Annotated in this window: 11 protein-coding genes; 8 read left to right on the top strand and 3 right to left on the bottom strand. The window is 69.3% G+C overall.

The annotated features are described in order from the left end of the window. Positions 1–17 precede the first annotated feature (17 nt). From AXA74_RS08295 to AXA74_RS08310, 4 genes are read left to right on the top strand one after another with little or no spacing between them, the layout of a single operon-like run. Entirely contained in the window at positions 18–479 is a 462-nt protein-coding gene (locus tag AXA74_RS08295; protein ID WP_032979378.1) for a YbjN domain-containing protein, read from the top strand. Then, positions 476–1,435 carry a peptidylprolyl isomerase gene (locus tag AXA74_RS08300; protein ID WP_032979376.1) on the top strand — a complete coding sequence of 320 codons (960 nt, stop codon included), beginning with the start codon at positions 476–478 and terminating at the stop codon, positions 1,433–1,435. Before AXA74_RS08295 ends, AXA74_RS08300 begins: the two co-directional genes overlap by 4 nt. Beyond that, on the top strand, positions 1,410–1,781 hold the full coding sequence (locus AXA74_RS08305; RefSeq protein WP_048939979.1) for an MbcA/ParS/Xre antitoxin family protein: 372 nt from the start codon (positions 1,410–1,412) through the stop codon (positions 1,779–1,781). Before AXA74_RS08300 ends, AXA74_RS08305 begins: the two co-directional genes overlap by 26 nt. Next, complete coding sequence (locus tag AXA74_RS08310) at positions 1,778–2,257, top strand: hypothetical protein (RefSeq protein ID WP_029580314.1); 480 nt, start codon at positions 1,778–1,780, stop codon at positions 2,255–2,257. The genes AXA74_RS08305 and AXA74_RS08310 overlap by 4 nt, the downstream gene beginning before the upstream one ends. Here AXA74_RS08310 and AXA74_RS08315 read toward each other — a convergent pair. The 3 genes from AXA74_RS08315 to acnA form a co-directional block, all read right to left on the bottom strand. Then, positions 2,254–2,961 (bottom strand): MarC family NAAT transporter, encoded by a 708-nt coding sequence (locus tag AXA74_RS08315; protein WP_029580315.1) that lies wholly within the window; start codon positions 2,959–2,961, stop codon positions 2,254–2,256. The genes AXA74_RS08310 and AXA74_RS08315 overlap by 4 nt on opposite strands. 18 nt (positions 2,962–2,979) lie before the next feature. Continuing rightward, on the bottom strand, positions 2,980–3,855 hold the full coding sequence (locus tag AXA74_RS08320; RefSeq protein WP_032979375.1) for a GntR family transcriptional regulator: 876 nt from the start codon (positions 3,853–3,855) through the stop codon (positions 2,980–2,982). A 63-nt stretch (positions 3,856–3,918) separates the two neighbouring features. Continuing rightward, on the bottom strand, positions 3,919–6,492 hold the full coding sequence (acnA, locus tag AXA74_RS08325) for an aconitate hydratase AcnA (protein WP_051593980.1): 2,574 nt from the start codon (positions 6,490–6,492) through the stop codon (positions 3,919–3,921). Between the two features lie 361 nt (positions 6,493–6,853). On the opposite strand from acnA, the gene AXA74_RS08330 reads away from it, so the two are divergent. From AXA74_RS08330 to AXA74_RS08345, 4 genes are all read left to right on the top strand, one after another. Beyond that, positions 6,854–9,961, top strand: a complete 3,108-nt coding sequence (locus AXA74_RS08330) for an autotransporter family protein (protein WP_080700460.1) — start codon at positions 6,854–6,856, stop codon at positions 9,959–9,961. Positions 9,962–10,107: 146 nt separating this feature from the next. Further along, positions 10,108–11,028 (top strand): DUF6963 family protein, encoded by a 921-nt coding sequence (locus AXA74_RS08335; protein WP_029580319.1) that lies wholly within the window; start codon positions 10,108–10,110, stop codon positions 11,026–11,028. Continuing rightward, positions 11,015–11,695 (top strand): TetR/AcrR family transcriptional regulator, encoded by a 681-nt coding sequence (locus tag AXA74_RS08340; protein WP_029580320.1) that lies wholly within the window; start codon positions 11,015–11,017, stop codon positions 11,693–11,695. The genes AXA74_RS08335 and AXA74_RS08340 overlap by 14 nt, the downstream gene beginning before the upstream one ends. After that, on the top strand, positions 11,692–13,281 hold the full coding sequence (locus tag AXA74_RS08345) for an ABC transporter substrate-binding protein (protein WP_032979374.1): 1,590 nt from the start codon (positions 11,692–11,694) through the stop codon (positions 13,279–13,281). Before AXA74_RS08340 ends, AXA74_RS08345 begins: the two co-directional genes overlap by 4 nt. Position 13,282 lies beyond the last annotated feature (1 nt).

Below are 13,282 nucleotides of genomic sequence, written 5' to 3' on the forward strand. Positions count from 1 at the left end.
TTTTTATGGGAAACATCATGAACCAAGCTTCTCTTCTCCAGGCCATCGATGCTGTCCGCTTGCAGGGTCTGCTGCAAGACATGGGGTATCGCGTGACGCTGTCCGAACAGGCCGGCCAGGCGCAGCTGCTCAGCGCCGCGCAGGGTATCGGTTTCGCGGTTCGCCTGGGCAACGCCGCGGCGGACACGGGCGAGTACGTCGACTACACCCTGAGCTGCGTGCTGCGCGTGCAGACCCGCCTGCCGGCCGGCCTCGTCGAAAGCTGGAACACCAGCAAGCGCTTTGCCCGCCTGGCACTGCAGGCGGACTTCCTGGTCATGGAAATGGACGTCATCCTCGCAGGCGGGGTGAGCGAAGACCACCTGCGCGCCACGACCGAACTATGGGACCGTCTGCTGCAGGAGCTGGTCATGTTCCTGCGCAACTTCGCCGAACAGGCCGAGGCGGGCCAAGCCGCCGGCGAGTCGGTGGCCGCATGATCGCCCGGTCCTTCTTGCACACCGCCCTGGCCGCCGGCCTGGGCTTGGCGCTGGCCGGCTGCGGGCCGGACAAGCCGGCGCAGGCCGAGCCGGCCAAGACGGAAAACCCGGCGGCGGCCGTGCCCCCCGCCGGGCCGGCCGACACGCCGGTCGCCACGCTGGGGGCCGTATCCATCGGCGCCCAGGAACTGGCGCAATGGCTGGCCGCCTTGCCGCAGCCGCAGCGTGACAACCTGAAGGCCGACCGCGCCGCCCTGGACCGCCTCATCCGCGGCGGCCTGGCCGACAAGGCGCTGGTGGCCCAGGCCCGCGCCCAGGGCTGGACCGACAAGGAAGAGATCAAGCGCGCCATGCAGGCCGCGCAGGAACAGGTAGTGCTGCGCAGCTATCTCGATTCGGTCAGCGAGCCGCCGCAGAGCTATCCCGGCGAAGACGAGCTGCGCGCGGCCTACGAACAGGCCCGCGAGCGCCTGACGCAGCCGGCCGGCTATCGCATCAGCCAGATTTTCATTGCCGCGCCCTTTGGCGAGCCGGACAAAGTGGCCGCCGCCTCCCGGCAGATCCAGGACCTGGCGCGCCGCGCCGCCCGTGGCGACTTCGCCGCGCTGGCGCGCGAGTATTCGCAAGACCCGGCCAGCGCCGCCCAGGGCGGCGACAACGGGTTCGCGACCCTGGCCCAGCTGGTGCCGGAATTGCGGGCAGTGGTCGCCAAGCTCAAGCCTGGCGAGGTCAGCGCCCCTGTCCAGCTGCCGGGCGGGTTTCATTTGCTCAAGCTGACCGAGCTGCGCGAGGCCCGCGTGGCCGATTACGAACAGGTCAAGCCCCAATTGCGGGCGGCCTTGCGCGCCGGCCGCCAGGAACAGGCGGCGCAGGCCTATCTGGAGGGATTGCTCAATGCCGGGACCGTCAGCATCGATGGCAAGGCACTCAGTGCGGCGATCGGCGCCGGACAATGAGGCGCGCCGCGATGCGCGGCGCCTGCATCGGGCCCGCCTGCGCGAGGCGGCCGAGCCGCCGGCCCCGGGACAGCCGCCCTGGCCGCTGGCGCAGGCCGACGCGGCGGATGCGCGGGCCGTCCAGGCTGTCTGCCGGGCCGCCAGCGAGGCGGAACTGCGCCGCCTGGTGCATGTCGCCTGCCTGGCGGAAGTGGTTTTCGGCAGCCAGGCGCTGGCCTGGCGCTGGATGTGCGAACCCAAGATGCGCCTGCGCGGGGCGACGCCCCTGGCCTGCGCGCTGCGCGCGCGCGAATACCGCAACATCGAACGCTGGCTGATGCAGATCGAGGAAGGAGGCCTGGCATGATCACCCTGTGGCGCCTGAGCAATGAAACCGATCTGCGCGGGTGGTCCAGCGGCGGACGCTGGATCAGCGCGGGCGACCGCATCATCGTGCTGGATCCCACCCCGCTGGGCGCGCTGTGCGCGCGCCTGGCCCTGGCCGAGGTGTCGCACCCGGATGCGCTGCCGCGCGGCTATCGTCTGCTGCGCCTGCGCGCGCCGCGCTCGGTGCAGGAATGCCCGCCCGGCAAGGCCGTGGCCATGCAGGCCGCCATCCAACGCTGGTATGACGAGACGGCCTCGCTGCTGCTGGCCGTCGACAGCGGCCTGGGCAGGCGCCAATACCTGCTCAACGGCCTGCACCCGGCGCTGGCCGACTGCGATGCGCGGCTCATCGACGCCGCGCAGGCGCAGGAGCTGCTCCAGGCCGAGGCCGCGGCCCACCTGCGGCCGGGCAGCTCCTGGCTGGCCCGGCCGCGCCCGGCGGCCGGCCACCCCTAGCGCGGCGCGGCGGCGTGAGGGGCGCTCGCCAGATAGGTGGTGATGATTTCCAGCACGCCGTTGATGACGAACTGCACGCCCATGCAGACCAGCAGAAAGCCCATGACGCGGGAGATGGCTTCCACGCCATCATGGCCGATGAGTTTCACGATGCGGCCGGCCGAACGCAGGCAGATCCAGAATAGCAGGCCCAGCAAGAGGAAGACGATGAGCGGCGTCACGCTGATCACCCAGTGGGCATAGTTGTCGGCCGGGTCCAGGGTGGAGGTGGCGCTGACGATCATGGCGATGGTGCCGGGGCCGGCCGTGCCGGGCATGGCCAGCGGCACGAAGGCGATGTTGGGCGCGGCGCGCTGCGGGAGGGCGTCGGCGGCCTTGTCGGCTTCCGGGATGTCATCCACCGTGCTCTTGGGGAAAAGCATGCTGAAGCCGATGGCCGCCACGATCAGGCCGCCGGCGATGCGCAGCCCCGGGATGGAGATGCCGAAGGTGCTCATGATCCAGGCGCCGGCGTAATAGGTCACCAGCATGATGCCCACGACATAGCAGGCTGCCTGGCTGATTTGCTTCTGGCGCTCGCGGTAGGGGATCTGCTGGCCCAGCGACAGCAGCAGGGTCATGGACGTCAGGGGATTGGCCAGCGGCAGCATCAGCGTCAGGCCCAGGCCGGTCAGTTTGATCAGGTCGAGAACGTCATTGAACATGGGGGCGGGTTTCCGGGGTCAGGCGTGCAGGAGAGGCGTGATCGCTTCGATGCTGCGCAGCGTGTGCTGCAAGTGCTCGCGCAGGGCTTGGGAGGCCGCGGCCAGATGCTGGGCTTCGATCAGGTCGAGAATATGCAGATGCTGCGCGCAGTGCTCGCGATAGCGCTTGCGGTCGCGCATGGAGCGGTATGACAGCAGGCGGCGCACCCGGTTCACGCGGCGGATGGCATCGACGAAGAAGGCGTTGTGCGAGGCCTCGACCAGTGATTCGTGGAAATGCACGCCGCGCGCATGCAGCTGGTCGGCGCTGGCGGTCTCGATGCCGCCTCGCAGCAGCTGCAGCTCGGCCTGGCGGCAACGGGCCAGCACGGCGGGATCCAGCCGATAGCCAGGTTCGAGCAGGGCGGCCGGCTCCAGCGCCAGGCGCAGGCGGTACGACTGCAGCAAGGCGTCGGGCGTGCGCATCATGGACGAGAACTCCCAGCCATAGCCGGGGCGGCGCGTGATCCAGCCTTCGGCCGCGATGCGGTCCAGCACGGCATTGAGCTGCGCCACCGTCAGCTGGTAGCGCTGGCGCAGCTGGGCCTCGGTCACGGCCTCGGGCAGTTCGCCGCTCAGCAGATCGTCGGCGATGCGGAAATAGGCTTGGTCGCCCGGCTCTGGCGGTGGCGAGGCGTCGGCCCGCCCGGCAGGCTCGGCGACGAAATAGCCGCGGTTGGGCTGCCGGTCCAGCAGGCCTTGGCCGGCCAGTCCGCGCAAGGCCTGGTTGACCGGTGTGCGCGAGACCCGCAGCCGGTCGGCCAGCCATTGCGCCGGCAGATGCGAACCCGGGGCCAGGCCTTCGGTCTGGATCAGCTGGATGATCTGCGCGGCAAGGGCGGTGTGCGGTTTCATGCGTCTCACTTTAACCCGGACACCGGCGAGCCGGCCGTGGGCCGGGCCGGGGCGCCTCCCGGTTCACCCGTCCAGGTGCCGCGCCAGAATGTCCGGTATCACGCCGCCGGCACGCAGCAGCTGGCACTCCAGCTGGGTTTCCACGGCCGCCTGCGCCATGAACGCGGTCGTGCCGCCGCCGGCATGGCGCAGGCGCACCGGCACGGCCGCGCGCGGGGCGATGTCGGCCGCGTCGATGTCGATGCGGTCGCCCGCGGCCAGGCCCGGCCACTGCGGCGGCAGGCGCAAGGGCAGGATGCCCATGCCGATAAGGTTGGAGCGGTGGATGCGCTCGAAGCTGGCGGCCAGCACGGCGCGTATGCCCAGCAGCCGCTGGCCCTTGGCCGCCCAGTCGCGCGACGAGCCCGTGCCATACCGCTGGCCGGCCACCAGCACCACGCTATGGCCATCGTCCTGGTAGCGGGCGGCGGCTTCCCAGATCGGCATGATCCGGCCGCTGGGTATATGCAGGGTATGGGCCACCGGTGCCTGCTCGGCCAGCTGGTTGCGCAGCGTGCGGCTGTGAAATGCCGCCCGCAGCATGACTTCCCAGTTGCCGCGCCGCGAGGCGAAGACATTCAGGTCGCCGCGGTCTTCGCCGCGTGCCACCAGGAAGTCGGCCACCAGGCTGTCGGGCGGAATGGCGCTGGCCGGCGAGATATGGTCGGTCGTGACGTCGTCGCCCAGCACCAGCAGCGGGTAGGCGGTATAGCGGCCCAGCAAGCTGCCGGCGTCGCGGGTGGCGAAGGGCGGGCGGCGCAGCATGGTGGAGGCCGGGTCCCAGGCAAAGCGGGCGCCCTCGGGCGCGGGCAGGGCATGCCAGGCGGGATTGGCCTGGGCCTGGCGGAAATCGCGCGCGAAGTCCTCGCGCGCCAGGCCGGCCCGCAGACAGGCCTGGATCTCCTCTTCATGCGGCCATAGCTCGGCCAGCATCACGGGACGGCCTTGCGCGTCATGGGCGACCGGGCCATGCACCAGATCGCGGCGCGCGTCGCCAGCCAGGGCATAGGCGATCACCATGGGCGGCGACACCAGAAAGCCCAGCTCCAGATCCGGATGGACACGGCCCGGGAAGTTACGGTTGCCCGACAGGATGGCGACCGGCTTGATGGCGCCGGCGCGCGCGCCGGCGTCGATCACGGCGGGCAGGGGACCGGAATTGCCGATGCAGGTGCTGCAGCCGAATCCCACGATGTCAAAGCCCACGGCGCCCAGGTCGTCCAGCAGGCCGGCGCGGCGCAGATAGCTGTATGCCGCGGGCGAGCCAGGCGCCAGCGAGGTCTTGGTCCAGGGGGCGGCGCGCAGGCCGCGCGCGCGCGCCTTGCGCGCCAGGAGTCCGGCGGCCATCAGGAGCGCCGGATCGCTGGTGTTGGTGCAGCTGGTGATCGCGGCGATGGCCACGGGATAGGCGGGCAGCCCCTGCGCGCCGCTCGCCAAGGGCGGCAGCGTCGCCGGCACCTCGGCCAGCGCACGCCTGTCCTGCGGGCGGCGCGGGCCGGCCGCGCTCGCGCCCAGGCGGTCCAGGGCGATGGCCAGCGTGCGCGTATAGCGCGGGCGCGCCTGGGGATCGAACCACAGGCCGTTGCGCTGCAGATAGGCCCGTGCCAAGGCCAGGCCGGCCTCGTCGCGGCCGGTCTGGCGCAGATAGTCCAGCGCCGCCTCGTCGGGCGGGAAATAGGCCGTGGTCGCGCCGTACTCGGGCGCCATATTGGCCACGACCGCGCGGGCGCCGGCCGGCAGGGCGGCCACGCCCGGGCCGAAGAACTCGACGAACTCGCCCGACACGCCAAGGGCGCGCAGGCGCTCGGTGACCGCCAGCGCCAGGTCGGTGGCCAGCACGCCGGGCGGCAGGGCGCCGGTCAGCTCCACGCCGATGACATCGGGGATGCGCAGCAGGGTAGGCATGCCGAACATCACGGTCTGGGCCTCCAGGCCGCCCACGCCCCAGCCCAGCACGCCGATGCCATTGATCATGGGCGTGTGGCTGTCGGTGCCCAGCATCATGTCGGGCACGGCCCAGCGCCGGCCCTCGCGTGTTTCGGCATGCACCAGCGTGGCCAGCTGTTCCAGGTTGATGGTGTGCATGATGCCGGTGCCCGGCGGATGGATGCGCACGCCGCACAGGGCCGACTGGGCCCAGCGCAGGAAACGGTAGCGCTCGCCATTGCGGCGGATCTCGTGGCCGATGTTCAGGCGCGCGGCATCGGGCCGGGCGTAGGCTTGCACGGCCAGCGAATGATCGACCGAGACATCCACCGGCAGCACGGGATTGAGCCGCGCGGGGTCGGCGCCGGCTTCGGCCAGCGCGTCGCGCATGGCGGCGATATCGACCAGCGCCGGCGTGCTGGTGGTGTCATGCATCAGCACGCGGCCCGGCTGGAAGGCGATCTCGGCCGGGCTGCTGCCTGTCTCCAGCCAGCCGTGCAGGGCGGCGATCGCCGCCTCGCGCTCCGCCCCGCGCATGTGGCGCGCCACGTTTTCCAGCAGCAGGCGCAGCACCACGGGCAGGCGCGGCGAGGCCAGGGCGGGCAGGTCGACGATGAGGTAGCGGTCGCTACCGACGGCCAGGGTGGCGGGGGCGAGAGAGGCGGCATCCATGCCGGAGATTATTGCATTTGTAATTGTTAAAAAGCAATTTGATCCGGGGTCTCTGGGGCGCCCGCCGGGCAAGCCGGGTGGCCGGCCCCGTGATTCAGACCGGAGTTTTTTTCCGGTATCACGGCGAAAACGATTCCGCCATAACGGCTGTCCGGCAGTCCGTCAATAGGCGAATGTGCGTGCCGGGCAACGATTCGCACCCTCAATGGTCAAGCATTGAAAAGGGTCAAATCTCTAGGGTTTTCACTAGGTATGAACGCGCTCACCATGAAGTTGTTGGCGCGACATCCTGGACGCAGCAAGCTTCACGACAGCCCTCTATGCCCTCCGTCAGCACGGTTTTAACGAGACGGGAGTGGTCATGAAAAACGTAAGGAGTCTGTCCCGGCCTGGTCGATCGACCCGCCGCAACAACAGTCGCGCCCAGTGGCGCATCGCCCCCCTGGTGGTGGCCTTGGCGATGGCTTTCAGCCTGCCCTTGCAGGCCCAGCAGGTCTATGGGCCGGGCACGATCAACCAGCCCATCAAGGTGCAGGGCGCGGGCAATAGCGTCATCATCGAAGGCGGCACCACCATCACGCCGCAAGAGCCTTATCCGGAACACTACAGCGGCACGGGCGTGCAAGTCCTGTCCGGCGCCGAAGCCACGCTCAAGGCTAATGAGGGCGCCATCCACATCAATGTGCATGGCCATGCCTCCGACGGTCTGTTCGTCGGCGCGGGCAAGATCACGGTCAACGGCGGCGGCACCTACATCAATGTCGTCACCGACGATAACGACGACAGCATCAACTCGCGCGGCATCTACACCGTGGGCGAAAGCGGGCGTTCGGAATTCGACGGCACCGATGTGTTCGTCACCACGCAAGGCAGCGCCTCCGACGCGCTGCGCTCCTACGGCAAGCTGGCCACGGTCGGCCTGCACAACGCCACCCTGACCACGAGCGGCGACCGCTCGCGCGGCGTGACCGCCTGGGGCGGCACCGAAATCACGCTGGACCACACCGCGATCAGCACGTCGGGCTCCCAATCCCAGGGCGTCTATCTCGCCTCGGGCGATGCCAGCAAGGACACGCATGTCACGCTGAACAATGGTTCGATCACCACCAGCGGCTACCAGTCCAACGGGGTGCACGCCTACCAGGGCACCCATTTCACGGCCAACAATAGTTCGGTGCACACCACGGGCGACGCCTATGCGGTCGCCATCAGCGGCGGCAAGTTCGACGGCTCGCGCGTGAGCATCCTGGCCGAAGGGTCGCGCGGCCTGGTGGTCTCCGGCAATACGAGCTGGGTCGACCTGACCGATGCGTCGATTCGCACGACCAAGGACAGCACGCAGACGGTGTGGGTGTCCGGCGGCGATGTGACCCTCAACGGCACGGCCGTCACGGCCGATGGCGCCAATGCCATCCCCGTCTGGACCACGGGCGGCCAGACCGCCCTGAACGGCAGCCTGGTGGAAAGCACCAAGGATGGCTCGCGCGCCCTGCTGGTGCAAGGCGGCAGCGTGACCTTGGGCACGCATGACGGCAAGGGCACGCTGGTGCATACCACCGGCGCCAATGCCAACGCGGTCGGGGTGCTCAAGGAAGGCAGCTTCTCGGCCGATGGCGCTTCGCTGCAGACCGAAGGCACGGGCTCGCGCGCCCTGTTCATCTATGGCGGCGCCCAAGCCACGCCCAATACCGTGGACCTGACGCGCAGCACCGTCAACGCCCAGAAATCCGAAGGCGTCTATTTCTACGGCGGCCATGGCGTGCTCAACCTGGCGGACTCGTCGGTCACCGGCGGCCCGGCCGCCGTCTGGGTGGGCGCGGATGCCGCGGGCCCGGGGACCGGCACGGTCAACGCCAGCGGCTCGCTCATCACCGGCCGCATCGGCGCGGCCAGCGGCAGCACGGTCAATGTCAACCTGAACGACGCCAGCCGCTGGAACGTCACGCAGGACTCCACCGTGGACGGGCTGAGCAACGCCAACAGCCTGATTGATCTGCAGGCCGCCGGCGACGTGGTCTCGCGGCCCACCGATGCGACGGCCTATCGCCAGCTCAATGTGCGGGGCAACTACAGCGGCGCCGACGGCATCGTCGCCGTCAACACCTATCTGAACAGCGGCGGCGAACTGACGAATCAGCACACCGACCGTCTGTTGATCGCGGGCGACGCCAGCGGCACCACCCAGGTCCACGTCAACGGCATTTCCGGCAGCCCCGGCGGGCTGACCTCGCCCGATGGCAGCCATCTCAGCCATGAGGGCATTTCGCTGGTGCAGGTCGGCGGGGCTTCCACGAGCAACGCCTTCACGCTCAAGGGCGGCTACGTCAACGCCCCGGAAGCGCCCTATACCTATCGTCTCTTCAGCTACGGCCCGGACGCCGAACTGGGTGCGGCCGACCCGGCCCAATCCCTGGTCGGCAATGCCGGCGGCTATTGGGACTATCGCCTGCAAAGCGCCTATGTCAGCCCGGACGGCCCGGTCACGCCCGACCCCACCCAGCCGGATGTGCGTCCGCAAGTGGTGCCGCAGGTCGCTTCCTATCTGACCGCGCCCATCGCGCTGCAATACGCCACCTATGCGGACCTGGACTCCCTGCATCGCCGCCTGGGCGAAATCCGCGATGACCGCGCCATGGGGCTGGACAACGGCAAGGGCGAGGCCTTCTTCCGCGCCTATGGCGGCGACTTCGGCTACCGGTCCAACCGCGGCTTTCGCGCCTATGGCTATGACGCCAGCGGCGACTACGGCGCCGTGCAGCTGGGCGGTAATCTGTTCAAGCAGGCTTCGGACAACGGCGTATGGCGCTTCGGCGCGGCCGGTTCCATCGGCCGCCTGAACTACCGGCCCGACGCCGCCGACGGCGCCAGCCGCAGCAAGGCCGACACCTACCGCCTCTCGGGTTATGCCACCTATCTGAGCAATGCCGGCTGGTATGTGGACGGCATCCTCTCGCTGGGCTGGTTCAACGGCGACGTGCGCACCGACGCGCGCGGCAAGGTCATGGACCTCAAGGGCAATAGTTATGCGGCCTCGGTCGAAGCGGGCTACCCCTTTGACATCGGCTACGGCATGAACCTCGAGCCCCAGGTCCAGGTGATCGCGCAACACCTGCGCTTTGACCGCAAGCAGGACGCGGACGGCCTGGACGTGGACATCGGTTCGCAAACCCAGGGCATGGCCCGCCTGGGCGCGCGCCTGACGCGCCCGGTGGATCTTGCCAACGGGCGCATCACGCCGTATGCCGGCGTGCACGTGCTGCACGCCTTCAACGGCGCCTCCAGCGTCGACGTCGGCGATGCCACCTTCCGCACCGGCCAGTACGGCGACGCCATGCGCTACTCGGTGGGCGTGACCGGCACTGTCAGCGAAATGCTCTCGCTTTACGGTGAAGTCGCCCGCATGGAGGCCCTGGGCGGCTCCGGCGTGAGCGGCTGGCTCTTCAACGGCGGCCTGCGCTACCGCTTCTGATGCCGACGCCGCGCGATATGGCCAGGCACGATGACGATCGTGCCTGGCCTGTCTTTTCTCCCTTGCCGGGTTTTCACTAGTTCTCCCTGCGGCCGGCGGCGCTCTAGCATCGGCGTGTGACCACATGGTCACATTGCGGAGGCGATATGACGATAGGCGTGGCGGCAAGCGGCGAACGGGCCGCCTGGGCGGTGCGCGACGCCGTGCTGGGGGCCGAGCTGCTGGGGCGGGGCGCCATCGGCGGCTTCGCCGTGCTGGCCGTCGTGGATGCGGGGGGCGCGCTCCACTACCGCGAGACGCAACGCGGCGGCATTACCGCCCTGGACCTGCCGCCGGACTGGCAATCCGCCCGCCTGGCGGCGGCCATCTCCAGCGGCCCCGACCGCCCCGAACCGCTGGTCCAGTTCCTGGCCGGCGAGGCCGGCCTGGGGCTGGTCACCGGCCATCGCCTGCCCAACCAGCCGGGCGCCGACGGCGTGGCGCTGAACCAGGCGGTCTTGGGGCGCATGGCGCAGGGCCAGGCGCCGCAGCAGGCCGTCGACGAGGTGTTGGCCGCGCATGCCGAGTGGGATGCCGGCCTCATCGCCCTGGACAGCCGCGGACGCCTGGGCATGGGCAATAGCGTGCGCGTCACGCGCCGCGACGACCTGGGCGAGCTGCGCCGCCGGACCCACGAAGCCAGCCTGGGCCTGTTGCACAACAGCATCTATACGCGCGCGCCGCTGGCGCCCGATCTCGCCGAGCTGGCCTGGGCCCGCCTGACGGGCCGCGCCGGCGCGCTGCACTTGTTGACGCTGGATGCGCCCGTGGCCATCCAGGGCGGCCCGGCCGACCGGGTGCATATCGACGCGCAAGGCCGCATCCTGGCCCTGGAGAGCGCCGATCCGCGCCTGTGCACCCTGAACCGGCCCGGCACCGCCGTCTATCTCGGCGCCGGCGTCTGGCGCGACGGGCGCTGGGTCGGACGCGCCCAGACCGAACTCTATGCCGATCTGCGCGCCGGCACCGTGCACCCCGCGCCCGGCGGCGGGCATCTTTTGATGCGGGGGCGGGATGTCGCGGCGTGAGCAGACCGAAAAGCAGATCCTGCAGGCCCTCGAAGACCAGATCCGCGACAGCGGCATGGCCGGGGTCGGCGTCAACGCCATCGCCAAACGCGCGGGCGTCAGCAAGGAGCTGATCTACCGCTATTTCGATGGCTTGCCCGGCCTGCTGATGACGTGGATGAAGGAGCAGGATTATTGGACCGGACATGCCGGGCTGCTGGCCGACAGCGAATCCAGCGCCCGTGCGCCGGCCGAACTCATCCTCGCCATGCTGCGCGCCCAGATCGAGGCGCTGGCCGGCAACGAGACGCTGCGCGAGATCCGCCGCTGGGAACTGGTCGAACGCAACGAGGTCACGGCGCGCCTGGCCGAGCGCCGCGAACGGACCGCGCGCGCCTTCATCGACCGCGTCGACGGGCTGACCGAGGAGGCCGACGTCCCGGCCCAGGTCAGCATCATGCTGGCTGGCGTACTGTATCTGATGCTGCGCTCCAAGACGGAAAGCCATTTTCTGGGCGTGCCCTTGCGCAGCAATGAAGGCTGGCGCCGCTTGTACGCGGCGCTGCAGGACATGGTGCAGGGCTTGCCCGAGCCGCTGCGATCACAACCGTTGAGCGCGCTGGAAGCCGCGCGCCCGACATCCGGAAAAGGCCGCGCCGCCGGCCAGTCAAAAGGGGAAATGCCATGATGTTGATGCACAGCCTGCGCCGTGGCGCCAGGCAGATGCTGCTGGGCGCGGCCTTGTCGGCCGCCCTGTCGGCCGGCGCCGCGGCGCAGACGGTGTCCGTGGTCATGCAGTCCGGCCTGCGCGTGCTGGATCCCGTCATGACCACGGCCTTCCTGACGCGCGACCACGGCTACATGATCTACGACACGCTGCTGGGCACGGACGAGCACTTCAAGATCCAGCCGCAGATGGCCAGTTGGACGGCCAGCGAAGACGGCAAGGTCTACACCTTCACGCTGCGCGAAGGCCTGAAGTGGCATGACGGCCAGGCCGTCACGGCCGAGGACTGCATCGCCTCCATCAAGCGCTGGGCCGAGGTGGACGCGACCGGCCAGGTGCTCATGACCATGGTCCAGGGCATCGAGCCCGTCGATGCGCGCCAGTTCCGCGTGGTGCTCAAGCAGCCGACCACGCTGTTGCTCGAAGGCCTGGCCAAGCTCAGCTCGCGCCCGGCCTTCATGATGCCCAAGCGCATCGCCGAGACGCCCAGCGCCCAGCCCATCAAGGAGTTCATCGGCTCGGGCCCTTTCAAGTTCGTCCCCAGCGAGTTCAAGGCTGGCCTGAAGGTGGTCTACGAAAAGAACAAGGACTATGTCCCGCGCGCCGAGCCGCCCAGCTGGACGGCCGGCGGCAAGGTGGTCAACGTCGACCGGGTCGAATGGGTCGCCATGCCCGACCAGATGACGGCGGTCAATGCCTTGCAGAACGGCGAGGTGGACTATATGCAGCAGGTGCCGTTCGACCTGCTGCCCATGGTCGAGGGCCAGCCGGGCCTGCAGGTCAAGGTGCTGGACAAGCTGGGTGCCTGGACCTACTTCCGCATGAACCACCTCCATCCGCCGTTTGACAACAAGCTGATCCGCCAGGCCGCCATCGCGGCGGTCAGCCAGGAGGATGTGCTCAAGGCCCTGGTCGGCAATCCCCAGTACTACCGGACCTGCGCGGCCGTGATGGGTTGCGGCAATCCCATGGGCGACACCACGGGCGAGGACTGGGTGGTGCCGGGCCGGCTGGACCGCGCCCAGGCCCTGCTCAAGGAGGCCAAGTACGACGGCACGCCGGTCGTGATCCTGCAGCCCTCGGATATCGCCATGCTCTCGGCCCAGCCCGTGGTGCTGGGCGCGGCCCTGCGCAAGGCCGGCTTCAAGGTGGTCATGAAGGCCATGGACTGGCAAAGCGTGGTTTCGCAGCAAGGCAACCAGAATCCGCCCTCCGAAGGCGGCTGGAGCATTTTCTCGACCTACAGCATCCTGGCCACCAGCGGCGACCCCTTCGGCAACACGACCTTGCAGGCCAATGGCCGCAAGGCCTGGGCCGGCTGGCCCGACGTGCCCGCCCTGGAGGCCCTGCGCCTGAAGTACGCGCAGTCCACCGATCCGGCCGAACGCAAGCGCATCGCCACCGAGATCCAGGAGGTGGCCATCGACGAAGGCGTGGTGGGGCCGCTGGGCCAGTTCCAGATTCCGGCGGCTTACAACACGCGGCTGTCCGGCATCCTGGAAGCCCCCGTCACCCTGTTCTGGAATCTCAAGAAAAGCGAGAAATAAG

The sequence above is a fragment of the Bordetella hinzii LMG 13501 genome (assembly GCF_001548475.1).
Lineage (GTDB): Bacteria > Pseudomonadota > Gammaproteobacteria > Burkholderiales > Burkholderiaceae_B > Bordetella > Bordetella hinzii.

What these genes read in the sequence shown, in the direction of transcription:
- AXA74_RS08330 (WP_080700460.1), top strand. Translation starts at nt 6,854, where the DNA reads ATGAAAAACGTAAGGAGTCTGTCCCGGCCTGGTCGATCGACCCGCCGC.
- AXA74_RS08295 (WP_032979378.1), top strand. Translation starts at nt 18, where the DNA reads ATGAACCAAGCTTCTCTTCTCCAGGCCATCGATGCTGTCCGCTTGCAG.
- AXA74_RS08340 (WP_029580320.1), top strand. Translation starts at nt 11,015, where the DNA reads ATGTCGCGGCGTGAGCAGACCGAAAAGCAGATCCTGCAGGCCCTCGAA.
- AXA74_RS08345 (WP_032979374.1), top strand. Translation starts at nt 11,692, where the DNA reads ATGATGTTGATGCACAGCCTGCGCCGTGGCGCCAGGCAGATGCTGCTG.
- AXA74_RS08300 (WP_032979376.1), top strand. Translation starts at nt 476, where the DNA reads ATGATCGCCCGGTCCTTCTTGCACACCGCCCTGGCCGCCGGCCTGGGC.
- AXA74_RS08335 (WP_029580319.1), top strand. Translation starts at nt 10,108, where the DNA reads ATGACGATAGGCGTGGCGGCAAGCGGCGAACGGGCCGCCTGGGCGGTG.
- acnA (WP_051593980.1), bottom strand. Translation starts at nt 6,492, where the DNA reads ATGGATGCCGCCTCTCTCGCCCCCGCCACCCTGGCCGTCGGTAGCGAC.
- AXA74_RS08310 (WP_029580314.1), top strand. Translation starts at nt 1,778, where the DNA reads ATGATCACCCTGTGGCGCCTGAGCAATGAAACCGATCTGCGCGGGTGG.
- AXA74_RS08320 (WP_032979375.1), bottom strand. Translation starts at nt 3,855, where the DNA reads ATGAAACCGCACACCGCCCTTGCCGCGCAGATCATCCAGCTGATCCAG.
- AXA74_RS08315 (WP_029580315.1), bottom strand. Translation starts at nt 2,961, where the DNA reads ATGTTCAATGACGTTCTCGACCTGATCAAACTGACCGGCCTGGGCCTG.